21 protein-coding genes are annotated in these 25,134 nt (G+C 72.3%); 7 read left to right on the top strand and 14 right to left on the bottom strand.

Annotated elements, in window-relative coordinates:
- Positions 1 to 37: 37 nt before the first annotated feature.
- Complete coding sequence (dxs, locus tag FVS66_RS10690) at positions 38 to 1,996, top strand: 1-deoxy-D-xylulose-5-phosphate synthase (protein ID WP_149180781.1); 1,959 nt, start codon at positions 38 to 40, stop codon at positions 1,994 to 1,996.
- Between the two features lie 159 nt (positions 1,997 to 2,155).
- Here the strand turns inward: dxs and FVS66_RS10685 are convergent, their stop codons facing one another.
- Positions 2,156 to 2,533 carry an NYN domain-containing protein gene (locus tag FVS66_RS10685; RefSeq protein ID WP_149180780.1) on the bottom strand — a complete coding sequence of 126 codons (378 nt, stop codon included), beginning with the start codon at positions 2,531 to 2,533 and terminating at the stop codon, positions 2,156 to 2,158.
- 69 nt (positions 2,534 to 2,602) lie between these two features.
- Between FVS66_RS10685 and recQ the strand changes: the two genes are divergently transcribed.
- A complete protein-coding gene (recQ, locus tag FVS66_RS10680; protein ID WP_149180779.1) occupies positions 2,603 to 4,453 on the top strand; it encodes a DNA helicase RecQ in 1,851 nt (616 codons plus the stop codon).
- Positions 4,454 to 4,630: 177 nt separating this feature from the next.
- Here the strand turns inward: recQ and FVS66_RS10675 are convergent, their stop codons facing one another.
- From FVS66_RS10675 to FVS66_RS10650, 5 genes are all read right to left on the bottom strand, one after another.
- Positions 4,631 to 6,760 (bottom strand): 3-hydroxyacyl-CoA dehydrogenase NAD-binding domain-containing protein, encoded by a 2,130-nt coding sequence (locus tag FVS66_RS10675; protein WP_149180778.1) that lies wholly within the window; start codon positions 6,758 to 6,760, stop codon positions 4,631 to 4,633.
- The gene (locus FVS66_RS10670) at positions 6,757 to 7,983 is read right to left on the bottom strand and encodes an acetyl-CoA C-acyltransferase (protein ID WP_149180777.1); all 1,227 of its coding nucleotides are present in this window, start codon (positions 7,981 to 7,983) and stop codon (positions 6,757 to 6,759) included. Before FVS66_RS10670 ends, FVS66_RS10675 begins: the two co-directional genes overlap by 4 nt.
- Before the next feature lie 247 nt (positions 7,984 to 8,230).
- Positions 8,231 to 9,529, bottom strand: coding sequence for a ribonuclease D (locus FVS66_RS10665; RefSeq protein ID WP_149180776.1), 1,299 nt, complete (start codon positions 9,527 to 9,529; stop codon positions 8,231 to 8,233).
- A 77-nt stretch (positions 9,530 to 9,606) separates the two neighbouring features.
- The gene (locus FVS66_RS10660) at positions 9,607 to 10,269 is read right to left on the bottom strand and encodes a response regulator transcription factor (protein ID WP_023590528.1); all 663 of its coding nucleotides are present in this window, start codon (positions 10,267 to 10,269) and stop codon (positions 9,607 to 9,609) included.
- Between the two features lie 359 nt (positions 10,270 to 10,628).
- Entirely contained in the window at positions 10,629 to 11,309 is a 681-nt protein-coding gene (locus tag FVS66_RS10650) for a DUF3000 domain-containing protein (RefSeq protein ID WP_149180775.1), read from the bottom strand.
- Positions 11,310 to 11,413: 104 nt separating this feature from the next.
- On the opposite strand from FVS66_RS10650, the gene hemE reads away from it, so the two are divergent.
- Positions 11,414 to 12,478 (top strand): uroporphyrinogen decarboxylase, encoded by a 1,065-nt coding sequence (hemE, locus tag FVS66_RS10645; RefSeq protein ID WP_149180774.1) that lies wholly within the window; start codon positions 11,414 to 11,416, stop codon positions 12,476 to 12,478.
- Between the two features lie 41 nt (positions 12,479 to 12,519).
- Here hemE and FVS66_RS10640 read toward each other — a convergent pair whose 3' ends face one another.
- The 3 genes from FVS66_RS10640 to FVS66_RS10630 form a co-directional block, all read right to left on the bottom strand.
- Complete coding sequence (locus FVS66_RS10640; RefSeq protein ID WP_149180773.1) at positions 12,520 to 13,227, bottom strand: DUF6882 domain-containing protein; 708 nt, start codon at positions 13,225 to 13,227, stop codon at positions 12,520 to 12,522.
- A gap of 66 nt (positions 13,228 to 13,293) precedes the next feature.
- Positions 13,294 to 14,682, bottom strand: coding sequence for an FAD-dependent oxidoreductase (locus FVS66_RS10635; RefSeq protein ID WP_149180772.1), 1,389 nt, complete (start codon positions 14,680 to 14,682; stop codon positions 13,294 to 13,296).
- A 74-nt stretch (positions 14,683 to 14,756) separates the two neighbouring features.
- Positions 14,757 to 15,878 carry a DUF4349 domain-containing protein gene (locus FVS66_RS10630; protein WP_149180771.1) on the bottom strand — a complete coding sequence of 374 codons (1,122 nt, stop codon included), beginning with the start codon at positions 15,876 to 15,878 and terminating at the stop codon, positions 14,757 to 14,759.
- A gap of 154 nt (positions 15,879 to 16,032) precedes the next feature.
- Between FVS66_RS10630 and hemG the strand changes: the two genes are divergently transcribed.
- Both hemG and hemQ read left to right on the top strand, forming a co-directional pair.
- Positions 16,033 to 17,472 carry a protoporphyrinogen oxidase gene (gene hemG, locus FVS66_RS10625; RefSeq protein ID WP_149180770.1) on the top strand — a complete coding sequence of 480 codons (1,440 nt, stop codon included), beginning with the start codon at positions 16,033 to 16,035 and terminating at the stop codon, positions 17,470 to 17,472.
- 10 nt (positions 17,473 to 17,482) lie between these two features.
- Entirely contained in the window at positions 17,483 to 18,196 is a 714-nt protein-coding gene (gene hemQ / locus FVS66_RS10620; RefSeq protein ID WP_149180769.1) for a hydrogen peroxide-dependent heme synthase, read from the top strand.
- Between the two features lie 148 nt (positions 18,197 to 18,344).
- Here hemQ and FVS66_RS10615 read toward each other — a convergent pair whose 3' ends face one another.
- The 4 genes from FVS66_RS10615 to FVS66_RS10600 form a co-directional block, all read right to left on the bottom strand.
- Positions 18,345 to 19,631, bottom strand: a complete 1,287-nt coding sequence (locus tag FVS66_RS10615; protein ID WP_149180768.1) for a DUF692 domain-containing protein — start codon at positions 19,629 to 19,631, stop codon at positions 18,345 to 18,347.
- Positions 19,632 to 19,727: 96 nt separating this feature from the next.
- Positions 19,728 to 20,483 carry a DUF4142 domain-containing protein gene (locus tag FVS66_RS10610; protein WP_187645468.1) on the bottom strand — a complete coding sequence of 252 codons (756 nt, stop codon included), beginning with the start codon at positions 20,481 to 20,483 and terminating at the stop codon, positions 19,728 to 19,730.
- Between the two features lie 68 nt (positions 20,484 to 20,551).
- The gene (locus FVS66_RS10605; protein ID WP_149180767.1) at positions 20,552 to 21,256 is read right to left on the bottom strand and encodes a peptidyl-tRNA hydrolase; all 705 of its coding nucleotides are present in this window, start codon (positions 21,254 to 21,256) and stop codon (positions 20,552 to 20,554) included.
- 154 nt (positions 21,257 to 21,410) lie between these two features.
- A complete protein-coding gene (locus tag FVS66_RS10600; protein ID WP_262386916.1) occupies positions 21,411 to 22,718 on the bottom strand; it encodes a N,N-dimethylformamidase beta subunit family domain-containing protein in 1,308 nt (435 codons plus the stop codon).
- A 498-nt stretch (positions 22,719 to 23,216) separates the two neighbouring features.
- Between FVS66_RS10600 and FVS66_RS10595 the strand changes: the two genes are divergently transcribed.
- Positions 23,217 to 23,891: an AIM24 family protein gene (locus FVS66_RS10595; protein ID WP_149180765.1), complete on the top strand. Its 675-nt coding sequence runs from the start codon at positions 23,217 to 23,219 to the stop codon at positions 23,889 to 23,891.
- Positions 23,892 to 23,910: 19 nt separating this feature from the next.
- Positions 23,911 to 24,108, top strand: coding sequence for a hypothetical protein (locus FVS66_RS10590; RefSeq protein WP_149180764.1), 198 nt, complete (start codon positions 23,911 to 23,913; stop codon positions 24,106 to 24,108).
- Positions 24,109 to 24,178: 70 nt separating this feature from the next.
- On the opposite strand, the gene FVS66_RS10585 is transcribed toward FVS66_RS10590, so the two are convergent.
- Complete coding sequence (locus tag FVS66_RS10585) at positions 24,179 to 25,066, bottom strand: polysaccharide deacetylase family protein (protein ID WP_262386920.1); 888 nt, start codon at positions 25,064 to 25,066, stop codon at positions 24,179 to 24,181.
- Between the last annotated feature and the right edge of the window lie 68 nt (positions 25,067 to 25,134).

Raw genomic sequence — 25,134 nt, 5'->3', positions numbered from 1 at the left:
CTCAACCTCGACCAGCCCAACACGCAAGGAGGCACGGGTGGCATTGCTGACCCGTATCAGGGGACCGCGCGATCTCGACCGGCTCTCCCCGGAGCAGCTGGACCGGCTGGCATCGGAGATCCGCACCTTCCTCGTCGACGCGGTCTCCAAGACCGGTGGCCACCTCGGCCCCAACCTCGGCGTGGTCGAGCTGACCATCGCCCTGCACCGCGTCTTCGAGTCGCCGAAGGACAGGATCCTCTGGGACACCGGCCACCAGTCGTATGTGCACAAGCTGCTCACCGGCCGGCAGGACTTCTCCAAGCTCAAGATGAAGGGCGGCCTGTCCGGCTACCCGGCCCGGGCGGAGTCCGAGCACGACGTCATCGAGAACTCGCACGCCTCCACCGTCCTCGGCTGGGCCGACGGCCTCGCCAAGGCGAACGAGGTCCTCGGGAAGGACGACCACGTCGTCGCCGTCATCGGTGACGGCGCCCTCACCGGCGGCATGGCCTGGGAGGCGCTCAACAACATCGCCGACGCCAAGGACCGCCCGCTCGTCATCGTCGTCAACGACAACGAGCGCTCCTACTCGCCCACCATCGGCGGCCTCGCCAACCACCTGGCCACCCTCCGCACCACCGACGGCTACGAGCGGTTCCTCGCCCGTACCAAGGACATCCTCGACCGCACCCCGGTCGTCGGGAAGCCGCTGTACGAGACGCTGCACGGCGCCAAGAAGGGCCTGAAGGACTTCATCGCCCCGCAGGGCCTCTTCGAGGACCTCGGCCTGAAGTACGTCGGCCCCATCGACGGCCACGACCTCGCCGCCGTCGAGTCCGCCCTCCAGCGCGCCAAGCAGTTCAACGGGCCGGTCATCGTCCACTGCCTCACCGAGAAGGGCCGCGGCTACCAGCCCGCCCTCCAGGACGAGGCCGACCGCTTCCACGCAGTCGGCAAGATCCACCCGGACACCGGTCTGCCGATCGCCTCCTCCGGCGCCGACTGGACGTCCGTCTTCGCCGACGAGATGGTCGAGCTCGGCAAGGAGCGCGACGACATCGTCGCGATCACGGCCGCCATGCTCCAGCCCGTCGGCCTCGACAAGTTCGCCAAGGCGTTCCCCGAGCGGGTGTACGACGTCGGCATCGCCGAGCAGCATGCCGCCGTGTCGGCGGCCGGGCTCGCCACCGGCGGCCTCCACCCGGTCGTCGCCGTCTACGCGACCTTCCTCAACCGCGCCTTCGACCAGGTCCTGATGGACGTCGCCCTGCACAACTGCGGAGTGACGTTCGTGCTGGACCGGGCCGGCGTCACCGGCACCGACGGCGCGTCCCACAACGGCATGTGGGACATGTCGATCCTCCAGGTCGTCCCCGGCCTGCGGATCGCCGCGCCCCGCGACGCCGACCAGGTCCGCGCCCAGCTGCGCGAGGCCGTCCAGGTCAAGGACGCCCCGACCGTCGTCCGCTACTCGAAGGGCGCCGTCGGCCCCGCCGTCGAGGCCGTCGGCCGTGTCGGCGGCATGGACGTCCTGCGCGAGCCCGGTACGGACACGCCCGACGTCCTCCTCGTCTCGGTCGGCGCCCTCGCACCCATGTGCCTGGAGATCGCCGGCCTCCTCGACAAGCAGGGCATCTCCACGACGGTCGTCGACCCGCGCTGGGTCAAGCCCGTCGACGAGGCCATGGCCCCGCTCGCCGAGCGCCACCGCGTCGTCGTCACCGTCGAGGACAACGGCCGCGCCGGCGGCGTCGGCAGCGCCGTCGCCCAGGCCCTGCGCGACGCGGGCGTCGACGTACCGTTGCGGGACTTCGGCATCCCGCCCCGGTTCCTCGACCACGCCTCCCGCAAGGAGGTCCTCGCCGAGATCGGCCTGACCGCCCCCGACATCGCGCGCCAGGTGACGGGCCTCGTCGCCAGGCTGGACGGCCTCCCCCAGCCTCGACTTCGCTCGACCGGGGGCACCCCCTTCGAGGACGGGGACGAGCGCGCCGTGGAACCGGTCCACGACTGAGCCCACTGCCACCCGCCCCCGCTCCCTCATCTCCCAGGACGAGCGCCGTCATCTCCGAGGACGAGCGCCGTCCGGGCGCGACACGGGAGTCCGGCGGGCGAAGCCCCCGGTTCGGGATGGCGCGGGTTGGGGGAGGAACCGCTGGACACGGCCGCCTGGCTAGGCGGGGCGCACCGAGCGGGGGCCCGCGCAGTCCGCGCCGTGGGCCGTGACACGGCGCCGCAGCTCCCGGTCGGCCGTCACGACCAGGCACGGCCGCCCCGCCGCCGCACGGGCGAGTCCGGCGATCGTGTCGTCACCGCTGCCGGGCGCCGCCACGACCCGGACACCCGGTACCGGCTCGACCCCCCGGGCCCGCCCCTCGACGACCAGGACGATGTCGACGGGGCCGGGCAGCAGCCCGGGCAGGCCGTCCGCGGCGTACGAGACCAGGTGGTCGCGCAGCCGCTCCGCCGCGGCCCGGCGGTCGCGCCACCAGCCGTCCGGCACGGAGCCGACGACGTTCGCGGCGTCGACGATCAGGAGGGGGGAGGTCATGGCGCCCACGTTATCCACAGGCTCGGCCGGATTTCCCCGGGCCTCGTGGCGCGCTCGTAGTATTGCCGAATGACTTCGCCACCGCATGCATCCGACTCCGACACGGCGGCCCTGCAGGTCCTCGGCCGGGTCTTCGGCTATGACTCGTTCCGTGGAGAGCAGCGGGAGATCATCGAGCATGTGACAGGCGGCGGTGACGCGCTGGTCCTCATGCCGACCGGCGGCGGCAAGTCGCTCTGCTACCAGATCCCCGCGCTCGTACGCCCCGGTGTCGGTGTCGTCGTCTCGCCGCTCATCGCGCTCATGCAGGACCAGGTGGACGCCCTGCGCGCGCTCGGGGTGCGGGCCGGATTCCTCAACTCCACGCAGGGGCTGGACGAGCGGCGGCTGGTGGAGGCCGAGTTCGCGGCGGGGGAGCTGGACCTGCTCTATCTCGCGCCCGAGCGGCTGCGGGTCGAGTCGACGCTGCGGCTCCTGGAGCGCGGGAAGATCTCGCTGTTCGCGATCGACGAGGCGCACTGCGTGGCCCAGTGGGGCCACGACTTCCGGCCGGACTACCTCCAGCTGTCCCAGCTCCACGAGCGCTGGCCCGACGTGCCCCGCATCGCCCTCACGGCGACCGCGACCCGGGCCACGCATACGGAGATCGCCGCCCGGCTGAACCTCCAGGACGCCCGCCACTTCGTCGCCAGCTTCGACCGGCCGAACATCCAGTACCGCATCGCGCCCAAGAACGAACCGAAGAAGCAGCTTCTCGCCCTCCTGAAGGGCGAGCACGAGGGCGACGCGGGCATCGTCTACTGCCTGTCCCGGGCGTCCGTCGAGAAGACCGCCGCGTTCCTCGTGGAGAACGGCATCGAGGCGGTCCCGTACCACGCGGGGCTCGACGCCCGCACACGCGCCGAGAACCAGTCGCGGTTCCTCCGCGAGGACGGCCTGGTGGTCGTCGCGACCATCGCGTTCGGCATGGGCATCGACAAGCCGGACGTCCGGTTCGTCGCCCACCTCGACCTGCCGAAGTCCGTCGAGGGCTACTACCAGGAGACCGGCCGGGCGGGCCGTGACGGTCTGCCGTCGACCGCCTGGCTGGCCTACGGGCTGAACGACGTCGTCCAGCAGCGACGCATGATCGACACAAGCGAGGGCGACGAGGACCACCGCCGCCGGCTCGCCGCCCACCTCGACGCCATGCTCGCCCTCTGCGAGACCGTCGAATGCCGCCGCGTCCAGCTTCTCGCCTACTTCGGCCAGGAGAGCACCGCGTGCGGCAACTGCGACACATGCCTGACCCCGCCCAAGTCGTGGGACGGCACGATCGCCGCGCAGAAGGTCCTCTCGACCGTCGTACGGCTCAAGCGCGAGCGGAACCAGAGCTTCGGCGTCGGCCAGATCGTCGACATCCTCCTCGGCCGCAGGACCGCCAAGGTCATCCGCTTCGACCATGACGCGCTGAGCGTCTTCGGGATCGGTACGGACCTGACGGAGGTCCAGTGGCGCGGGGTGGTCCGTCAGTTGCTCGCCCAGCGGCTGCTGGCCGTCCAGGGCGAGTTCAACACCCTGTTCCTCACCGACGAGGCGGCCGACGTGCTGGGCGGCCGCCGCCAGGTCCTGCTGCGCAGCGAGCCCGAGAAGCCCGCCCGCGCGTCCGCCAGGGGCGCGTCCGGGAAGAAGAAGGCCGCGCCGGTGGACCTGCCGGAGGAGGCGCTCCCCGTCTTTGAGCGGCTGCGTGCCTGGCGGACCGCCACGGCCAAGGAGCAGGGCATCCCGGCGTATGTCATCTTCCACGACGCGACCCTCCGCGAGATCGCGGCGGCTCCGCCGAGCAGCCTCGCGGATCTCGGCGGCGTGAGCGGGGTCGGTGAGAACAAGCTGGCCAAGTACGGTCAGCAGATCCTGGACGCGCTGGCCCAGGAGGGGTGACCTTCCCCGCCTCGCCCCTCCCGAGTCGGGGCTCGGCCCCCGAACCCCCGCTCCTCGGACTCTCCCCAGGGGGCTGAGTCTCAGCCCCCTGGTCGCGGGAAGGGGCGGGGCGGGGGAACAGCCGACGGGCCGTACGGGAGCTGATCCCGTACGGCCCGTCGCTTCGGCGGCCGGCTGTTACGCCGGGACGCTCGCCACACCCTGCTCCAGGAACCGCTTGCCGTTCACGCGCTCCGAGACGCCCTCACGGTCCAGGTACGGCGTGATGCCGCCCAGGTGGAAGGGCCAGCCGGCACCGGTGATCAGGCACAGGTCGATGTCCTGCGCCTCGGCGACGACGCCCTCGTCCAGCATGAGGCCGATCTCCTGCGCGACCGCGTCCAGGACGCGGTCGCGGACCTGCTCCTCGGTCAGGACGGCATCGCCCTGCTTCAGCAGCGCGGCGACCTCGGGGTCCAGCTCCGGCTTGCCGCTGTCGTAGACGTAGAAGCCGCGCTTGCCCGCCTCCACGACCGCCTTCAGGTTCGGGGACACCTTGAAGCGCTCCGGGAAGGCCCGGTTCAGGGTCTCCGACACGTGCAGACCGATCGCGGGGCCGACCAGCTCCAGCAGCACCAGCGGCGACATCGGCAGGCCGAGCGGCTCGACGGCCTCCTCCGCCACGTCGACCGGGGTGCCCTCGTCGATGACGTTCTGGATCTCGCCCATGAAGCGCGTCAGGATGCGGTTGACGACGAACGCCGGGGCGTCCTTCACCAGCACCGCGGTCTTCTTCAGCTTCTTCGCGACACCGAAGGCCGTGGCGAGGGACGCGTCGTCCGTCTTCTCACCGCGGACGATCTCCAGCAGCGGGAGGATCGCGACCGGGTTGAAGAAGTGGAAGCCGACGACCCGCTCCGGGTGCTGGAGCTTCGACGCCATCTCGGAGACGGACAGCGACGAGGTGTTGGTCGCGAGGATCGCGTGGGCCGGGGCGACGGCCTCGACCTCGGCGAACACCTTCTGCTTGACCGACATCTCCTCGAACACGGCCTCGATGATGAAGTCCGCGTCCGCGAAGCCCTCGGCCTTGTCGAGGACACCGGTGACCAGGGCCTTGAGGCGGTTGGCCTTGTCCTGGTTGATCCGGCCCTTGCCGAGCAGCTTGTCGATCTCGGCGTGGACGTAGCCCACCCCCTTGTCGACGCGCTCCTGGTCGATGTCCGTGAGGACGACCGGGACCTCCAGGCGGCGCAGGAACAGCAGCGCCAGCTGCGAGGCCATCAGACCGGCGCCGACGACACCGACCTTGGTGACCGGGCGGGCCAGGCTCTTGTCCGGGGCGCCGGCCGGGCGCTTGGCGCGCTTCTGCACCAGGTTGAAGGCATAGATACCGGAGCGCAGCTCGCCACCCATGATCAGGTCGGCGAGGGCGTTGTCCTCGGCGTCGAAGCCCTTCTGCAGATCGCCGTCCTTGGCCGCCTCGATGATGTCGAGGGCCCGGTACGCGGCCGGGGCGGCGCCGTGGACCTTGCCGTCGGCGATGAACCGGCCGCGGGCCACGGCGGCGTCCCACGCCTCACCGCGGTCCACCTCGGGACGCTCGACGGTGAGGTCGCCCTTGAGGACCTGCGCCGTCCAGAGCAGCGACTGCTCCAGGAAGTCCGCGCCCTCGAAGATCGCGTCCGCGATGCCGAGCTCGAAGACCTGCTCGCCCTTGAGCTGCTTGTTCTGGTTGAGCGAATTCTCGATGATCACCGAGACCGCGCGGTCGGCGCCGATCAGGTTCGGCAGGACGGTGCAGCCGCCCCAGCCCGGGACCAGGCCCAGGAACACCTCGGGCAGCGAGAAGGCCGGCACGGCCTGCGACACGGTCCGGTAGGTGCAGTGCAGACCGGCCTCGACACCGCCGCCCATCGCCGCGCCGTTGTAGTACGCGAACGTGGGCACGGCCAGCGCGGAGAGCCGCTTGAAGACGTCGTGGCCGCCCTTGCCGATGGCCAGGGCGTCCTCGTGCTTCTTCAGCAGCTCGACACCCTTGAGGTCGGCGCCGACGGCGAAGATGAACGGCTTGCCGGTCAGGCCGACACCGACGATGTCACCGTCGGCGGCCTCCTTCTCGACCTGGTCGATCGCCGTGTTCAGGTTGGCGAGCGACTGCGGCCCGAAGGTGGTCGGCTTGGTGTGGTCGAAGCCGTTGTCCAGGGTGATCAGCGCGAACCTGCCCGCGCCGAACGGCAGGTCGAAGTGGCGTACGTGCGCCTGGGTCACGACCTCGTCCGGGAACAGCTCGGCCGCGCCCTTCAAAAGCTCAGCGGTGGTGCTCACTTGCTGCCTCCGGCGTCCTTGTGGTTCGGGTTCTCCCAGATGACCGTGGCGCCCATGCCGAAGCCGACGCACATGGTGGTGAGGCCGTAACGGACCTCCGGCTGCTCCTCGAACTGCCGGGCCAGCTGGGTCATCAGACGGACACCGGAGGAGGCCAGCGGGTGACCGTAGGCGATGGCGCCGCCGTACTGGTTGACGCGTGCGTCGTCGTCGGCGATGCCGTAGTGGTCCAGGAGTGCGAGCACCTGGACGGCGAACGCCTCGTTGATCTCGAACAGGCCGATGTCGTCGATGGTCAGGCCCGCCTGGGCGAGAGCCTTCTCGGTCGCCGGGATCGGGCCGTAACCCATGACCTCCGGCTCGACGCCCGCGAAGGCGTACGACACGAGGCGCATCTTGACCGGGAGGCCGTTCTCGCGGGCGAAGTCCTCGGACGCGATGATCGACGCGGTGGCGCCGTCGTTGAGGCCCGCGGCGTTACCGGCGGTGACGCGGCCGTGCACACGGAACGGCGTCTTCAGGCCGGCCAGGTTCTCCAGCGTGGTGCCCGGGCGCATCGGCTCGTCGGCGGTGACCAGGCCCCAGCCCGTCTCACCGGCCTCGGGGCTGGTACGGCGCACCGAGACCGGCACCAGGTCCTGCTGGATCTTGCCGTTGGCGTACGCCTTGGCGGCCTTCTCCTGGGAGCGCACGGCGAACTCGTCGGCGCGCTGCTTGGTGATGTGCGGGTAGCGGTCGTGCAGGTTCTCCGCGGTCATGCCCATGAACAGGGCGGACTCATCGACCAGCTTCTCCGACACGAACCGCGGGTTGGGGTCGACGCCCTCACCCATCGGGTGGCGGCCCATGTGCTCCACGCCACCGGCGATCACCGCGTCGTACGCGCCGAAGGCGATGGAACCGGCGGTCGTGGTGACCGCGGTCAGGGCTCCCGCGCACATCCGGTCGATGGAGTAGCCGGGTACGGACTGCGGCAGGCCCGCGAGGATGCCCGCGGTACGGCCGATGGTCAGGCCCTGGTCGCCGATCTGCGTGGTCGCCGCGATGGCGACCTCGTCGATCTTCTTCGGGTCGAGGCCGGGGTTGCGGCGCAGCAGCTCCCGGATGGCCTTCACGACGAGATCGTCGGCGCGGGTCTCGTGGTAGATGCCCTTCGGGCCCGCCTTGCCGAACGGGGTGCGGACGCCGTCGACGAAGACGACGTCCCTGACGGTACGAGGCACGATGGCTCTCCTCCAGGGTGCGGGATGGCACTGCTGCGGCACGCGGCTAAGCGCGCGCTTGCTCCCCCCATGCTACTTACGAGTAACCGACCTGCACAGTCCCCCCACCCGGAGCGTCGAACGTCACACTCCGTACCCGGCGCCGGGCACCCCGGAACGCGGTCGGCGCATACGCCACCCGCAGGACGTGCTGAGGGGCGCCCCCGGCTCCGTACGGACGGGGGCGCCCCTCAGGTACACGCGTGGATCAGGCCGTGGTGATGCGCAGCGCCTTCACCAGGTCCAGGGTGACCTGCTCGATCTGCCAGGGCCGCGCCCCGTGCCCGGCGAGGGCCTCGCCGACCGTCTCCGGTGTGGGGTCGTCCGGGGGCTCCCAGCAGACCCGGCGGACCGTGTCGGGCGTGATCAGGTTCTCCTGCGGCAGGTTCAGGGTCTCGGCCAGCGCCGAGACCGAGGCGCGGGCCGCCGAGAGCCGGGCCGCGGCGACCGGGTCCTTGTCCGCCCAGGCGCGCGGCGGGGGCGGGCCCGCGAGGGGCTGGCCGGGCTGGGGCAGCTGGGCGTCGGGCAGCGCCTTGGCCCGGTCGACGGCCGCCTGCCACTGCTCCAGCTGGCGCCGCCCCATGCGCGGGCCGAACCCGGGCAGCGCGGTCAGCGCCTGTACGTCGGGAGGCAGCGCGAGCGCGGCCTCGACGATCGCGGCGTCGCTGAGGACCTTGCCGGGCGACACGTCACGGCGCTGGGCGATCCGGTCGCGGGCGGTCCACATCTCCCGTACGACGGCCATCTGGCGGCGCCGCCGCACCTTGTGCATCCCGGAGGTGCGGCGCCAGGGGTCCTTGCGGGGCGGCGGGGGCGGGGCCGAGGCGATGGCGTCGAACTCCTGATGGGCCCACTCCAGCTTGCCCTGCCGGTCGAGCTCCTTCTCCAGTGCGTCCCGCAGGTCGACGAGGAGCTCGACGTCCAGCGCGGCGTACCGGAGCCAGGGCTCGGGCAGCGGGCGGGTCGACCAGTCCACGGCGGAGTGCCCCTTCTCCAGGGCGTAGCCGAGGACGGACTCGACCATCGCGCCGAGGCCGACGCGGGGGAAGCCCGCGAGCCGGCCGGCCAGCTCCGTGTCGAACAGCTGGGCGGGCGCCATGCCTATTTCGCGGAGGCACGGCAGGTCCTGCGTGGCGGCGTGGAGGATCCACTCCGTGCCTTCGAGGGCCTCGCCGAGGGCGGACAGGTCGGGGCAGCCCACCGGGTCGACGAGCGCGGTGCCCGCTCCCTCGCGGCGCAGCTGCACCAGGTAGGCGCGCTGGCCGTAGCGGTAGCCGGACGCCCGTTCGGCGTCGACGGCGACGGGGCCGGTGCCGGCGGCGAAGGCGTCGATCACCCGGGCCAGGGCATCGGCGTCGGCCACCACGGGCGGGATGCCCTCGCGGGGCTCCAGCAAGGGGGTCGGCTCCGGGCTCGGTGCCCCGTCGGCTGCGACGCCGTCGTCCGGAGGGCCGCCCCCGGTGGTTCGCAGTGGTCTGTCTGCTGCGGTGTCTTGGGCGTCGGTCACCTGTCAAGAGTATCTGTGAACGGAAGGCGCCCGCCGACGGAACGTTCCGTCGGCGGGCGGGGGTGGATTGTCTACGTTCAGTGGATGATGCCGGTGCGGAGGGCGACGGCGACCATGCCCGCCCGGTCGCCGGTGCCGAGCTTGCGGGCGATACGGGCGAGGTGGGACTTCACGGTCAGTGCGGACAGGCCCATGGAGACGCCGATGGCCTTGTTCGACTGGCCCTCCGCCACCAGTCGGAGGACCTCGACCTCGCGGCCGGACAGTTCGCGGTAGCCACCCGGGTGGCTCGGGGCTCCCGGGGGGCGACGGTGGAGGCGGGCGGCGGCGGAGCCGATGGGTGCGGCACCCGGCCGGGTCGGGTGCCCGATGTTCGTACGGGTGCCGGTGACGACATAGCCCTTGACGCCGCCCGCGAGGGCGTTGCGTACGGCGCCGATGTCGTCGGCGGCGGAGAGGGCCAGGCCGTTGGGCCAGCCGGCGGCGCGGGTCTCGGACAGCAGGGTGAGACCGGAGCCGTCGGGGAGGTGGACGTCGGCGACGCAGATGTCGCGCGGGTTGCCGATACGGGGGCGGGCCTCCGCGATGGACGACGCCTCGATGACGTCACGTACTCCGAGGGCCCACAGGTGGCGGGTCACGGTGGAGCGGACGCGCGGGTCGGCCACGACGACCATGGCCGTCGGCTTGTTCGGGCGGTAGGCGACCAGGCTTGCGGGCTGCTCGAGGAGAACGGACACCAGGCCTCCTGGGAAGGTACGGACACTGCCGGCCCGGGGAAGTGGCCGGGGCGAACCGTGCTTGAAGGGTCACAGACCTCTTCGGCAGCAATCCCGTCCGCCTTTAGAGGAAGATCGCGATTTGGTGAGTAACAATTGGGGCAATTCGGACGCGTGACCGATCACCTGCGAGCGAGCCGCCTCACGTACGCCATCCGGGTCACCGCGCCGGGCCGCCGCCCCGGTCCCACCGGGGCGGCCGGACGCTCCCCTGCCCACCCGGCAGCGCCGCGCAGCACCGCCGTAGAAGCACCGCCGTAGCAGCGCCGCGCAGAAGTGGCCGCAGCAGCACCGCCGCAGCAGCGCCGCGCAGAAGTGGCCTAAGGCTGGTGCGGGCCGCGGCGCTGCGGCAGTGAAACGACCCCCGCCGCCCCGCCGCCCCCGTCCAGCGGGCCGGGGCCCGACGGCGGCAGCCCCGCCACCTGGCAGAGCAGATCGCCCCACGCCGTCAGATGCGCCGCCGTGTCCGGCACCCCGCCCCGGCCCTCCGCCGGTGTCCAGGACGCCCGGATCTCGATCTGCGTCGCCGGCTTGCGCTCGGCCAGCCCCCCGAAGTAGTACGACCCCGCCCGGGTGACGGTCCCGCTCGGTTCCCCGTACGACAGCCCCCGCGCCTCCAGCGCGCCCGTCAGCCACGACCAGCACACCTCCGGCAGCAGCGGGTCCGCCGCCATCTCCGGCTCCAGTTCCGCCCGCACCAGCGTCACCAGCCGGAAGATGCCCTGCCACGCCTCGTGGCCGGCCGGGTCGTGCAGCAGCACCAGCCGCCCGTCCGCCAGATCCTCACCGTCCTCGACGGCCGCCGCCTCCAGTGCGTACGCGTACGGGGCGAGCCGCCGCGGCGGCCGCGTCGGGTCCAGTTCGAGCTCCGGGCGGACGCGCGCCGCCCGGAGCTCGTCGACCGCGAGCCGGAAAGGGGGCGGAACGGGGCCGTCCTCCCTGCCGCCCCCGCCCTCGATACCGTCGGAGTGATCGGAAAACTGTTCCTGAGCCGCAGCCATGCGGGGAAGAGTAGGCGGAACACGGCCCGCGCGCAGGGAGGGACACCCGCACGACGTCAGCCGCCCCGCGAGGGCGCGGGCCCGCACATGCGAAGATTCAGGACGTGAGTGCCAACACCCGCCCCTCGGGCCACGCGACGCAGACGTACGACTCCGCCTTCCTCAAGGCGTGCAGGCGCGAACCGGTGCCGCACACGCCGGTCTGGTTCATGCGTCAGGCGGGGCGCTCGCTCCCCGAGTACCTGAAGGTCCGCGAGGGCATCCCGATGCTGGAGTCCTGCATGCGGCCCGAGCTGGTCACGGAGATCACGCTCCAGCCGGTACGGCGCCACAGGGTCGACGCGGCGATCTACTTCAGCGACATCGTCGTGCCCCTCAAGGCCATCGGTGTCGACCTCGACATCAAGCCGGGCGTCGGCCCGGTCGTCGCCGAGCCGATCCGCCGCCGTGCGGACCTGGAGCGGCTGCGCGACCTGACCCCGGACGACGTCGCGTACGTCACCGAGGCCATCGGCATGCTCACCGGCGAGCTCGGCGGCACCCCGCTGATCGGCTTCGCGGGTGCGCCCTTCACTCTCGCGAGCTACCTCGTCGAGGGCGGCCCGTCCCGCAATCACGAGAACACCAAGGCACTGATGTACGGCGACCCCGAGCTCTGGGCCGACCTGCTGGACCGGCTCGCCGACATCACCGCCGCCTTCCTGAAGGTGCAGATCGAGGCCGGCGCGTCCGCCGTGCAGCTCTTCGACTCCTGGGTCGGCGCCCTGGCCCCGGCCGACTACCGACGCGCGGTCATGCCCGCGTCGGCGAAGGTCTTCGACGCGGTCGCCTCCTACGGCGTCCCGCGCATCCACTTCGGCGTCGGTACGGGCGAGCTGCTCGGCCTCATGGGCGAGGCGGGCGCGGACGTGGTGGGCGTCGACTGGCGCGTCCCCCTCGACGAGGCGTCCCGCCGCGTGGGCCCCGGCAAGGCGCTCCAGGGCAACCTCGACCCGGCCGTCCTGTTCGCTCCCCGCGAGGCCGTCGAGACCCAGACCCGCCAGGTCCTGGAGGCCGCGTCCGGACTGGAGGGCCACATCTTCAACCTGGGCCACGGCGTGCTGCCCACGACGGACCCGGACGCGCTGACGCGGCTCGTGGAGTACGTCCACACGGAGACGGCGCGCTGAAGCCCCCCGCCGCCCGGCCGACGGCCGGGCGGCAGGCCAAGTCAGCCGGCCGTGCCCGGCCCCAGGGGACCCACGTTCACCCGCGTGATGCGCCCGGCCTCGTCGAACGTCACCTCCACCGGCGTGCCGTTCGGCAGGACGGCGCGGATACCGTCCGGGGCCGGGTGCCGGGCCAGCCCGTGCCGCGCGAAGTAGCCGGTCACCACGGCGCGGGCGTCCGCGCCCGGGACCAGGCCCATGCCGGTCAGCAGCACCCGCGGCAGCGTGACCGGGTCCGGCGCCGTGCGCGGCACCCGCGGGTCGTCCGGCACCAGGTACGCACGAGTGCCGGGCGCCGCCTCCACGCCGAGGTAGCCGGGAGAGCCCAGTACACCCATAGCGGCGAACGCCAGCTGCTCCACCGCCATCTGCGGATCGGCGAAGCCCGACAGCTCCACCAGCTCCTCCGCGAACTCCGGCACACCGTGCTCGGCCCCGTACCGGCGCAGCCGCTCCGCGAGGGCGACCACCGGCGTACCCCCGAAGCCCGGGTTGGCCCACGCCCACAGCCACGAGCCGTCCGACTCGTCGAACGTACCCAGCAGGCCGACCGCCAGGTCCAGCCCGCCCTGCCGGTACACGCACGCGGCCAGATCCGCCGTCCACGGCCCGGAGGGCAGGAAATCGCTGAACGCCTCGAGCTGTTCCGCGCCCCACGCGGCATGCGGCTCCGTCGCCCGGACGAAGCTCTCACCGAAAGAACTGATCATGCACCGACCCTAGAACGCGGAACCACCGGCGTCGAACGCCCATCCGGGCCGGTCCGCACGGCCACGTCAGCCCGCCTCCCGTACGGCGGCGACCGCCTTGCGGGCCGCGACCTGGACCGGGTCCCACACCGGTGAGAACGGCGGGGCGTAGCCGAGGTCCAGGGCGGTGACCTGCTCGACGGTCATACCGGCCGTCAGAGCCACCGCGGCGATGTCCACGCGTTTCGCCGCGCCCTCCCGGCCCACGATCTGCACGCCGAGGAGCCGGCCCGTACGCCGCTCGGCCAGCATCTTGACGGTCATCGGCGCTGCGCCCGGGTAGTACCCCGCCCGGCTCGTCGACTCGACGGTCACCGTCACGAACCGCAGTCCGACGGCGCGCGCGTCCCGCTCCCGCAGGCCGGTGCGGGCGATCTCCAGCGAGCAGACCTTGCTGACCGCCGTCCCCACGACACCCGGGAACGTGCCGTACCCGCCGCCCACGTTCGCCCCGATGACCTGGCCGTGCTTGTTTGCGTGCGTGCCCAGCGGAATGTGCCGCTCGCGGCCGGACACCAGGTCCAGCACCTCCACGCAGTCGCCGCCCGCCCATACGTTCTCCTGGCCGCGCACCCGCATCGACAGATCGGTGAGCAGCCCGCCGTACGCCCCGAGCGGCAGGCCCGCGGCCCGGGCCAGCGAGGTCTCCGGCTCGACGCCGACACCGAGGACGACGACATCGGCCGGGTACTCGAGGTCCCCGGCGACCACGGCCCGGACCCGCCCGTCGGGACCGGTCCGGATCTCCGTCACGTCGGCCCGTCCGACCGTGGTGATGCCCAGCCCGTCCATCGAGGCGTGCACGATCCGCCCCATGTCCGGATCGAGGGTGGCCATCGGCTGCTCGCCCCGGTTCAGGACGGTGACCTCGTAGCCGCGGTTCATCAGCGCCTCGGCCATCTCCACGCCGATATACCCGGCGCCCACGACGACCGCCCGCCGCCCCGGCGTCACGGCCAGAGTGTCCAGCAGGGCCTGCCCGTCGCCGAGCGTCTGCACCCCGTGCACACCCGGAGCGTCGATCCCCGGCAGCGGCGGCCGCACCGGCCGGGCGCCGGTCGCGAGGACGAGCCGGTCGAAGCCGGTCCAGTACTCCTCCCCGGACTCCAGGTCCCGGGCGCGTACCCGCTGCCGGGCGAGGTCCAGCTCGGTCACCTCGGTCCGCAGCCGCAGATCGATGCCACGCGCCCGGTGCTCCTCGGCCGTCCGTGCGATGAGCCGGTCACGCTCGACGACGGCCCCGCCGACCCAGTACGGAATCCCGCACGCCGAGTACGACGTGAACCGCCCCCGCTCGAACGCGACGATCTCCAGCTCGTCCGTCCCCATCAGCCGCCGGGCCTGCGACGCGGCGGACATCCCCGCCGCGTCGCCCCCGACCACCACCAACCGCTGCCGCCGTCCCGCATCCGCCATACGGCACACGCTACGGGCGAGAGGCTCCTCCGGGCGGCGCTTCGCGAGGCCCGGGGTCCGGCCGACTGCCCTGGCTAGGCCGAGCCCTTGGCGGAGCCCGAGCCGGAGCCCGAGCCGGAGCCCGAGCCGGAGCCGGAGCCCGAGCCGGAGCCGGAGCCCGGGCCCGAGTGCGCATCCGAGTCGGGTGCCGGTGCCGGTGCCGGTGCCGGTGCCGGTGTCGGAGCAGGTGCGGACGGCGGCTCCGGTGCCGACGCCGGGGCCGGGACCGTCGCCGGGCCCCAGTCGGGGGCCGGGGCACCGGAGGCGCTGCGTGCGCGGCGGGCGCGCCGCGGGCGTACGACCCGGTGCCAGACCGCGTACGCCAACGCCAGTACCGCCAGCCACGGGGCCAGGGCCGCCAGGATGATCACCAGCCAGGTCGCGGCGCCCGCCAGGGCGCTCCAGCCCCCCTTCAGGGCCTCCAGGACCGTCGGGTCGTCGTCGTTCGTCCGCTCGTCGGCCGGGGGTGCGGGCTCGGTCAGCTCCAGGGTGATCGTCGCCAGCGTCGTACGGTCCTTCAGCGCCGCCTGCCGGGCGAGCAGCGACTCCAGTTCCGCCTGACGCGAGCTCAACTCCCGCTCCAGGGTCACGACATCGCTCAGCTCGTCCGCCTGGTCCATCAGCTTCCGCACCCGGTCGACGCTGGCCCGCTGTGTGGCGATGCGGCTCTCCACGTCGACGACCTGGTCGGTGACGTCCTTGGCGTCCGCCTTGCGCGACAGCAGCTTCCCGGTACCGGTCAGCTCCTTCAGTACCTCCTCGTACTCCGCCTGCGGGACCCGCAGCACGATCCGGGAGGAGATCCGGCCCTTGCCGTGCCGCTGCGTCGACTCGGTGGAGACGTGTCCGCCGGCGTTCGCGGCGACCTCACGGGCCCGGGCCAGCGCCTTGTCGGCGTCCTTCACCTCCACGGTCAGTTCGGCGGTACGGATGATGTGCTGCCGCGGCGCGGCGGGCCTGTTCGGCTTCGACGCCTCCGGCGCCCGCGTGTCGTAGGCCGAGTCGGGGCCCTGCTTTCCGCTCGCCGCTTCCGGCGCGGCGGCCGCTCCGCGGTCGGCGCTGGACCGGACGCCGCTGTCGGAACCCCCGCACCCGGCCAGAGCCAGTGAGGTTCCGAGCAGGACGGCCGCGACCGTGAGCCGGGATCGGGTTGGCATAGGTGTGTCCCCCCAGGAGTGCGTGATACCGCGTAGTGGTGTTCCGTGATCCGTGATGCCGGTTCGACGTTCGCGGCCCGCCATCCGGTTGCCGCTCCGTGGTTCCGAAAGGGTCACGGTCAGGACTCGTAACGGCGTTTGAGACAGTGGACGCATGAACGTGGACCACGCGGACACCTCCCACGGACGTGTCGTCGTCATCGGCGGCGGCATCGCCGGACTCGCCGCCGCCCATCGCGTACTGCGGTCCGGCCGGGGCGTGACCCTGCTGGAGGCCACCGACCGCCTCGGCGGCAAGCTCCACGCCGGGGAGATCGCCGGGGCCCCCGTCGACCTCGGCGCCGAGTCGATGCTCGCCCGCCGCCCCGAGGCCCTCGACCTCGCCCGCGCCGTCGGCCTCGACGACCGCCTCCGGCCACCCGCCACCGCCACGGCCTCGATCTGGACCCGCGACGCCCTGCGCCCCATGCCCAAGGGCCACGTCATGGGCGTCCCCGGCGACGCGCGGAGCCTGGGCGACCTGCTCTCCGCCGAGGGCCTCCGCGCGGTCGACCGGGAGCGTGAACTGCCGGCCGCCGCACTCGGCGACGACGTCGCGATCGGCGCGTACGTGGCCGGGCGCATGGGCCGCGAGATCGTGGACCGGCTCGTCGAACCCCTGCTCGGCGGGGTGTACGCCGGCGACTCGTACCGGATCTCGATGCGGGCCGCCGTACCGAAGCTGTTCGACGCGGTCCACGCGCACGGCACCCTCACCGGGGCCGTGCACGCGCTCCAGAGCGCCGCGGCCCAGGCCCCGGCCGGGCCCGCGTTCATGGGCGTCGAGGGCGGTGTCGGGAGGCTCCCGCTCGCCGTCGCCGACGCGATCACCGCGCGGGGCGGTGAGATCCGTACCGAGACGCCTGTCCACGGGCTGACCCGCCGTACCCACGGATGGGAGATCCGTACGGACAAGGAGGCCGTCCACGCCGACGCGGTGATCCTCGCGACCCCCGCCTGGTCCGCGTCCGCGCTGCTCGCCGCCGAGTCCCCGGCCGCGTCCGCCGACCTGGCCACGGTCGAGTACGCCTCGATGGCCCTGGTCACGCTCGCCTTCCGGCGCGCCGACCTCGCGGGGACGATGCCCGCCGGCTCCGGCTTCCTGGTGCCGCCCGTCGACGGCCGCACGATCAAGGCGTCCACGTTCTCCAGTCAGAAGTGGCAGTGGGTCGCCGACGGTGCCGACGATCTCTTCGTCCTGCGGACGTCGGTCGGCCGGTACGGCGACGAGGAGCACCTGGCGTGGGACGACGCCGACCTCGTCGCGGTGTCCCTGCGGGACCTCGGCGAGGCCGTCGGGCTGGCCGCGAAGCCGGTCGCCACCGAGGTCACACGGTGGATCGGCGGCCTGCCGCAGTACCCGGTGGGCCACCACGCCCGGGTCGCCCGGATCCGCGACGCCGTCGCGAAGCTGCCCGCGCTGCGGGTGTGCGGCGCCGCGTACGACGGGGTGGGGATTCCGGCGGTCGTCGCGGACGCGTGGCGGGCGGCGGACGAGATCGACGAGATGCTCGCCACGCCGACCCTGGCGCGGAGCACCGAGAGTGACGAGTGAGAATAGCCGTATGAGTGCGCCCGAAAAGATCCCGAACGCCGGTAAGAAGGCGAAGGACCTCAACGAGGTCATCCGCTACACCCTGTGGTCCGTCTTCAAGCTGCGCGAGGCTCTGCCCGAGGACCGGAGCGGCTACGCCGACGAGGTCCAGGAGCTGTTCGACCAGCTCGCCGCCAAGGACGTCACCGTGCGCGGCACGTACGACCTGTCCGGGCTGCGGGCCGACGCCGACCTGATGATCTGGTGGCACGCCGAGACCTCGGACCAGCTCCAGGACGCGTACAACCTGTTCCGCCGCACGAAGCTCGGGCGTGCGCTGGAGCCGGTGTGGTCCAACATGGCGCTGCACCGCCCCGCCGAGTTCAACAAGTCGCACATCCCGGCGTTCCTCGCGGACGAGACGCCGCGCGACTACATCAGCGTGTACCCCTTCGTGCGGTCTTACGACTGGTACCTGCTGCCCGACGAGGACCGCCGCCGGATGCTCGCCGACCACGGCAAGATGGCGCGGGGCTTCCCCGATGTCCGCGCCAACACGGTCGCGTCGTTCTCGCTCGGCGACTACGAGTGGATCCTCGCCTTCGAGGCGGACGAGCTCTACCGCATCGTGGACCTCATGCGCCACCTGCGCGCCAGCGAGGCACGTATGCACGTCCGCGAGGAGGTCCCGTTCTACACGGGGCGCCGCAAGGCGGTCGCGGACCTGGTGGCGGGTCTGGCCTGACGGTCTGACGGCTTGGGTGGCGGACCGGCACGACCGGACCGCCATCCCCGACCCGGAAGATCAGACGGCGGACGCGAACCGTCCGCCGCTCCAGCGACACCGGGTCCGGCTCCGGGTGCGGCGCGCAGTCCTGCGCGCCGCACCGGCGTCACCTCATCAGCGCGGCCCGCGCCGCGTGCACCATCCGGGCCGCCCGGCCCGGCGGGCGCGGCCCTGAGCGCTCCGCCCACCACCGGTACAGCCGCCGCCTCGCCCGCACATCCTCGGGCCGGCCGGCGTCGAGTACATACCGCGCGAAGTCGAGGGCGTCCCGCCGGTAGCCGCCCGGCAAGGGCATGACCCCGGCGTACGCCAGGAACGCGCCCCGGTACCCGTCGCCGAGGATCTCCGGCAGCTCGGGGGCGACCTTCGCCACGATCCCGGCCCGCTTTCGGCCCAACGCACGGCTCTGCACCCGCAACCGGCCCCGGTCGAACCCCTCGGGTGCGGGCGCCCCCGCGACGAGCGCCGACAGCAGCGCCGCCTGAGCGAGCCTCAGCCTCTCGCGCACCCGGTCCGGCACGGGCGTCGTCGCACCGGCGCGGACCGCCACGGGGGCCGGTACGCCCGGCGTGCCCGTCGTCACCCTGGCCCGGATCGCGGTCAGTTCCGCCGCCAGTTCGGCCGTCGGCGGGAAGTCGTCGTCGCGTTCCAGCAGTACCCCGGGCGGGGCGGCGCGGGAGGCCAGTTCGCCCAGCAGGTCCAGGACCGCCGGGGGCACGGGGTGGGCATGGGTGTCGTGCCAGACGCCGTCGCGTTCGACGCCGCCCGCGACATGGACGTACGCGATGGCCTCGGCCGGGAGTTCGGCGAGGGCCTTCGACGGGTCGTCGCCGCGGTTGAGGTGGTTGGTGTGGAGGTTGGCCACGTCGATGAGGAGCCGGACGCCCGTACGGTCGACGAGCTCCGCCAGGAACCGGCCCTCGGTCAGCTCCTCGTCCGGCCAGGAGAACAGCGCGGCCACGTTCTCCAGGGCGAGCGGAACGGGGAGCGCGTCCTGGGCGATGCGGACGTTCTCGCAGAGCACGTCCAGGGCCTCCCGGGTGCGCGGGACCGGCAGCAGGTGCCCGGCCTCCAGGGCCGGCGCCCCGGTGAGCGGCCCGCCGGCCCGTACGAACGCGATGTGTTCGGTCACCAGCGGCGCGCCCAGCGCGGTCGCCTTCGCCGCGAGCTCGGCCAGCCGCCGCTCGTCGGGCCGGTCGGCCCCGCCGAGCCCGAGGGAGACACCGTGCGGGACGACGGTGACCCCCCGCTCGCGGAGCCGCAGCAGGGGGTCGGGGAGGTGCCCGGTACAGATGTTCTCCGCGACGACCTCGACCCAGTCCACACCGGGCAGGCGCGCCACCGCGTCCGCGATCTCCGGCCGCCAGCCGATGCCGATGCCGAGCTCCGTCATGTCTCCCCCTCCTGCGTGCCGCTGGAAGGGTCATGGCCCGGCCGGGGACGGCCGAACCCCCGGGGCGCCGCTTTCAGAGCTTCATTTGAGCTTCGGTCACGGCCGGTTCGTGTTGATGGCGGTCGGCGGGCCGGGCTGGGTCGACGGCAGGGACGTGACGTCGCCGTTCGGTGCGACCGGGGTGGGCGCGGGCGGCAGGTTGCCGTTGGGGGCGGGCGGGCCGGTGGGGCTCGCGGTGCTCTGGCCGGCGGCCTCGTTGGCGATGGCGTCGAAGTCGACCCGGCCGGTGGCCTCCAGCATGGTGATGTGGTCGAGAACGGTCTGGTTGGCGTCGCTGGCCAACTGCCGGATCAGGCTGTTGCGGGTGGTGTGCCGAACCTGGGCGATGAGGGAGAAGACCTTGCCGTGCGCGTTGCGCAGCAGGTTCGCGAACTTCTGCTCGTACTCGACACCGCTCGCCGCCGACAGCTCGCGCAGCCAGCCCTGCTGTTCCTCGGTCGGCTGGTTCGGCAGCTCCACGCCCAGCTTCGCGGCGACGTCGCGGGCCCGTTGGTCGAGGTCGGCGTGGCCGACGATGAGGTGGTCGCCCGCGTCCCTGATGGCCTGCGTGGGGGCGCGCTCGATGGCCTGCTGCCCGGCGGGCAGCTCCCAGAGTCCGGCCAGCCGCACCTTCACCAGGAAGTCACGGTCGGTCGCCGACAGCGGCCCCCACTGTGTGGCGACGGCCGACGCGTTCAGATTGGCCTGACCGGTGCCGGACCGGTCGGCGTACGACCAGACGGGAAAGGCGAGCGCCCCGACCGTGGCGACGAGCGCCGCGATGATGAGTGCCGTGCCGTTGATGCGCCGCAGCAATGTGCCTCCCGGAACCAGAACCCGCATGACGGTGCTGGGAGATACGAATGTGGGCGCCGAAGTGTTCAGCCCGCCGGCAGAGGGAAGTCGGACACCACCGTGGCGCTGCCGGGCGCGATCTCCGTGAACCCGGCGTCACGGACAACCGGCCGACCGCTCGTGGTCAGGGCGGGCCAGCGCGCGGGCGGTGCGGTGCGGACGGCGAGCGGGAAGCCGGCCTCCTGCCAGCTCTTCCGGGTCGCGTCGTCCATGGCCCACCACAGCAGCTGGGCCCCGTGACCGACCTGGGCCATCTCCTTGCCGGTCGACATCCGCAGTTCGGGGTTGAGCCACAGCACGGCCTGCCCCGGCGCGGAGGCGGGCGGGGGCGGCTCGGGGTCGTCGAGTTCCGTACCGGACACCTGGAGGCGGGCCAGGTCCTTGGGCCAGCCGTCCAGGGGGACCGGCGGGAAGACCCGTACCTCCGCCCCCGCCCCGGCGACCGTGATCCCCGGCAGCCGCTCGGCCCGCCGCCACTCCGCCCCCCGGGCCCGCCGCACGACCTTCCGGATCCGGGCGTCCTGCCAGTCCCGCACGGCCCGCGCCCACTCCCCGTCACCCACGGACCGCTCGTCCGTGAGCATCACCAGCACCGCCCGCGCGGCCGTCTCCAACGCATCGGTCCGCTTCGGCGGGTCCCCCTTCTCGATCCGCACCACCAGGGGAAGAACGAACTGCGGCGCGACGTCCCGATCGTCGCGCCCGGGGGCTTCGGTGTCATTGCTGGTCACGGTGCCAGTCTGCCAGCCGTGCCGCGACGCGCGCGCGGGTGCTGGAGTTACCGGCGCTCGGGACCGGATTCCGCGCAGCGGCTCGTGAGCGCCCTCGGCCACGGGATTGCGGCGCACGCCCGCGGGGGGAGAGCCGGCCGGGTCGGTGCGAGGATCAGCCCCGGGGCTTGAGCAGATGTGTGAAGAGGTTGGTCGTCGCCGTCTGGATGCGCTGGTCGATCTGGCCGGGTTTGGCGAGCGCGATGGGCCACTGGAAGGTCCCGGCCGAGAAGACCACGGTGCCTCGTCGGTTCACGCACAGGCTGGTGTTCTGGATCCTCTTGCCTCGCCCCATGCTGTCCTCGTACGGCGAGTGGGAGAGCAGCGTCTGGTCGGCGTCCGTCGGCTTGGGCATCTTGCGGTCGAAGCCGTCGGCCTCGATCGCGACGAGACCCGGGATCTTGTCGCCGTCCCTCAGGCCTGTTCCTTCCCACAGCCAGTGGCCGCTCTCCCGCACCACCAGTGGAGCGGGCTCCTTCAGCATGCCGTTGTACTGAACGCCCAAGAGCCCCTGCTCGGCTCTGCTGTGGTCCTTGTCCAGATGGCGCCAGCGGATGGTGGGGCCGCCGGGTCCCGGGTTGGGGTCCGGGTCTTCCTTGTAGCAGGCGACCACCCGGCTCGCCCTGCCCTGCGTGGAGGGTTCGAGCCGCACATTGAAGTAGATGTTGTTGGCTCCCAGGAAGGCCAGGTGGGTACCGGCCCGCAGAGCCTCCTCGGTGTGGTCGCGCATCTCCTTGGACCAGTACTCGTCATGCCCGGGGAAGACGATCACGCTGTGCCGGGACGGGTCTATTCGTCCCTCGTGCAGGTCGACGCTGGTCGCGTAGGTGATGTCGTAGCCCTCTTGCTCCGCCCACTGTGTGAAGCTGCTGTCCATTTCGAAAACGGTCGGCAGGCCGAGATTGGAGTAGGGCCGGTCGAAGGAGACCTCGAAGGACCGCTCGGGATTGCCGCCGGTCTTGCCGTTGGACGTGTAGCCGCGGTAGAGGTTCTTGCCGGTGTGCCCGTCGCGGGGCCACATGTTGTACGCCTGGTATGTGGTGAACGGCGCGACCATCAGGATGTCCGAGGAGCGCTTCAAGTCGCGTACGACGAACGGCGAGTAGCTGCGACGGCCGTCGGCACTCGTGAATACGGCGAGGTACAGACCGGATATCCACTGTTCGGGTATCTCGAACGTCCACGACGCCGGCCACTTGCATGCGATGACCCGGGAGCCGGGCGCGGGCTTCGGTGTGGGCCTGGGCGTGCCGTCGAGCTGCGGACTGATGGTCATCCGCCGGGCGCCCGCTCCTCCGTAGTGGCCCAGTCGGTAGATGGACACGTTGTACTTCCCGGCCGGGCGGACCGATATGTGAAAGTCGAGCGATTCGCCGGGGCTCGCCGAGGTGGCCGAGGTGTAGCCGTGTATGTGCCCGGCCATGTCGTCCGTGCTACGGATGCCGTCGCGGCCGACCTTCCAATCGTCTGAGCCCGCGAGCCCGTTCTCCCGGACCACCGGGTTGTCACCGGTACGTGCGGCCCGGCGGACCGGAGCGGGCTCGACCGTCTCCTCTTGTGTGGAGCACCCCGCGACTGCGGCGGCGCCGAGGCCGAACAGTCCCAGAGCAGCACGACGTGACACCTGTGGCATCGAGGAGGCCCTCCGTGGAAGCCGGCGGGCGGTCGCCCGGCGCGCCGAGAATGTGACAGAACGGCACGCGAGCGGCTGGTGTGACGCAAGGGATGCCAAAGGCGATCTTACGTTCGATGAACGAATAGTCGATGACATGTGTATGGGATGTGTGGAGGGACACACCCTTGTGGAGGGGCGGCGCAGCCCGGTGCGGGCGGCGGCCGCCGCGGGCTCCGTGGGCTCGCCCGGGAGGCGCCCGGTCCCGCTTCTTGGCGGACGGGGTGGTTCCGGGCGACGATGCGGGGCATGAAGAGCGATCTTTTCGCGTCCGAGAACCTGGCGCAGCAGGCGACCGTCCCCGGGATGACCCTGCAGAACGGGAAGTGCGTCAAGTACGCCGTCAACGGCGAGATGCACGCCCGGCAGGGGTCGATGATCGCCTTCCGGGGCAACCTCCAGTTCGAGCGCAAGGGACAGGGCATCGGCGGCATGCTGAAGCGGGCCGTCACGGGTGAGGGCCTGCCGCTGATGGCGGTGCGCGGGCAGGGAGAGGCGTGGTTCGCGCACGAGGCGCAGAACTGCTTCGTCGTGGAGCTGGAGCCCGGCGACGCGCTCACCATAAACGGCCGCAACGTCCTCTGCTTCGACGCGTCCCTCTCGTACGAGATAAGGACGGTGAAGGGCGCCGGCATGGTCGGCGGCGGGCTCTTCAACAGCGTCTTCACCGGCTCCGGCAAGCTCGCCCTCGTCTGCGACGGTTCCCCCGTCGTCATCCCGGTGGCCCAGCACCAGCCCGTCTACGTCGACACCGACGCCGTGGTCGGCTGGAGCGCCCACCTCGCCACGTCCCTGCACCGCTCGCAGTCCTTCGGCTCGATGATCCGCGGCGGCTCCGGAGAGGCGGTCCAGATGATGCTCCAGGGCGACGGCTTCGTCGTCGTACGCCCCAGCGAGGTGACGCCGCAGGCGGGGCAGGGCTGAGCTCGCTAGAGTCGTACGTATGGACGAGACCGGTCAGAGCGCCTACTGCGACACGGCGGACGGCGCGCCCGGCCCCGCCGGTGACGACAGCGGGGGGCCCTACGCCGACTGCGTCCTGTGCGGGGAGCCGAGCGAGTACCCCGAGTCCACCAGGGGCGTCACGCTCTGCCCGGTGTGCGAGTGGCAGGAGGCTCAGCGGACCGCCTGCTCCGGCTAGGACCTGTCCCGGCCGATCATGCCGAGGCACCGTCGCTTTCCTGCGACGTGATCGACCGGACGGGCCCTGGCTATGCCGAGCCCATCAGGTCCGAGACCTTGACGAAGCGGTAGCCGCGCTTCCGTAGCTCCGGGACGATCCGGCGGATCGCCTCCTCCGTGACCGGCGCCGCGCTCAGCGTGCAGTGCAGCACCACCACCGAACCCGGCCGCACCCCGGCCAGCACCTGCTCGGCCACCGCGTCCGCGTCCTTCGCGAAGGCGTCGCCGCTGACCACGTCCCACTGCACGGCCGTCACCTTCGTGGGCGCCAGCGCGCGCAGCGCCGCGTCGTCGTAGCAGCCGCCGGGGAAGCGGAAGTACGGCACGACGTTGCGGGCCCCCACGGTGCGGAACGCGTCGAAGGCACGTCGCACGTCCGCCGCCATGTCGTCGCGTGCGACGGTCGGCAGGCCGTAGCACGGCGACTTGAAGGCGTGGTGACTGTACGAGTGGTTGGCGATCTCGAAGCGCGGGTCGTCGCCGATCGACCGCGCCTGGTCCGGGTACTCCTCCGCCCACCGGCCGGTCATGAACACCGTCGCGTCGACGTCGAGGCGGCGGAGCGTCGCGATGAGCCCGGGGTTGTCGAACCGCTCACCCCGCGCCGCCCGCGGCCCCTGATCCGCCGTCATATCGGCGTCGAAGGTCAGGGCCACCGTCTTGTCGGCCGCCGAGGCCGCCCGCTCGAACACCGGGGTCAGGCCGTTCGGGCCCGCCGCCATGGTCGGTGCCTCGGGCGGTGGCGTGCGTCCGGGGGATGCGCTGGGGGATGTGTGGGGGGATGCCTCGGCGGACGCCGCGGGGGACAGCGGCGTCGGCGACCCGCCCCCCGCGCCCGGGCGGCTCACCGCCGTGTCCGCCGCGGGAGTCGTGCCGCAGCCGGCCAGAAGCGTGCACAGCACCGCCAGTGTCGAAATACGTCGTACAGAAAATGTCACAATCGGAAAGTAGTCGATCAGTCGCCCGGCGTCGGCGACGCGCCCGC

The sequence above is a fragment of the Streptomyces sp. TRM49041 genome (assembly GCF_008271805.1).
Classification (GTDB): Bacteria; Actinomycetota; Actinomycetes; order Streptomycetales; family Streptomycetaceae; genus Streptomyces.
The sequence above is the reverse complement of the archived record's forward strand: the minus strand, read 5'-3'. Positions and strand labels throughout refer to the sequence as shown.

Excerpts from the sequence above, each read along its gene's own strand:
- FVS66_RS10685 (WP_149180780.1), bottom strand. The coding sequence starts at position 2,533 with ATGACCTCCCCCCTCCTGATCGTCGACGCCGCGAACGTCGTCGGCTCC.
- recQ (WP_149180779.1), top strand. The coding sequence starts at position 2,603 with ATGACTTCGCCACCGCATGCATCCGACTCCGACACGGCGGCCCTGCAG.
- FVS66_RS10650 (WP_149180775.1), bottom strand. The coding sequence starts at position 11,309 with ATGGCTGCGGCTCAGGAACAGTTTTCCGATCACTCCGACGGTATCGAG.
- FVS66_RS10640 (WP_149180773.1), bottom strand. The coding sequence starts at position 13,227 with ATGATCAGTTCTTTCGGTGAGAGCTTCGTCCGGGCGACGGAGCCGCAT.
- FVS66_RS10635 (WP_149180772.1), bottom strand. The coding sequence starts at position 14,682 with ATGGCGGATGCGGGACGGCGGCAGCGGTTGGTGGTGGTCGGGGGCGAC.
- FVS66_RS10630 (WP_149180771.1), bottom strand. The coding sequence starts at position 15,878 with ATGCCAACCCGATCCCGGCTCACGGTCGCGGCCGTCCTGCTCGGAACC.
- hemG (WP_149180770.1), top strand. The coding sequence starts at position 16,033 with ATGAACGTGGACCACGCGGACACCTCCCACGGACGTGTCGTCGTCATC.
- hemQ (WP_149180769.1), top strand. The coding sequence starts at position 17,483 with ATGAGTGCGCCCGAAAAGATCCCGAACGCCGGTAAGAAGGCGAAGGAC.
- FVS66_RS10615 (WP_149180768.1), bottom strand. The coding sequence starts at position 19,631 with ATGACGGAGCTCGGCATCGGCATCGGCTGGCGGCCGGAGATCGCGGAC.
- FVS66_RS10600 (WP_262386916.1), bottom strand. The coding sequence starts at position 22,718 with ATGGCCGGGCACATACACGGCTACACCTCGGCCACCTCGGCGAGCCCC.
- FVS66_RS10595 (WP_149180765.1), top strand. The coding sequence starts at position 23,217 with ATGAAGAGCGATCTTTTCGCGTCCGAGAACCTGGCGCAGCAGGCGACC.
- FVS66_RS10590 (WP_149180764.1), top strand. The coding sequence starts at position 23,911 with ATGGACGAGACCGGTCAGAGCGCCTACTGCGACACGGCGGACGGCGCG.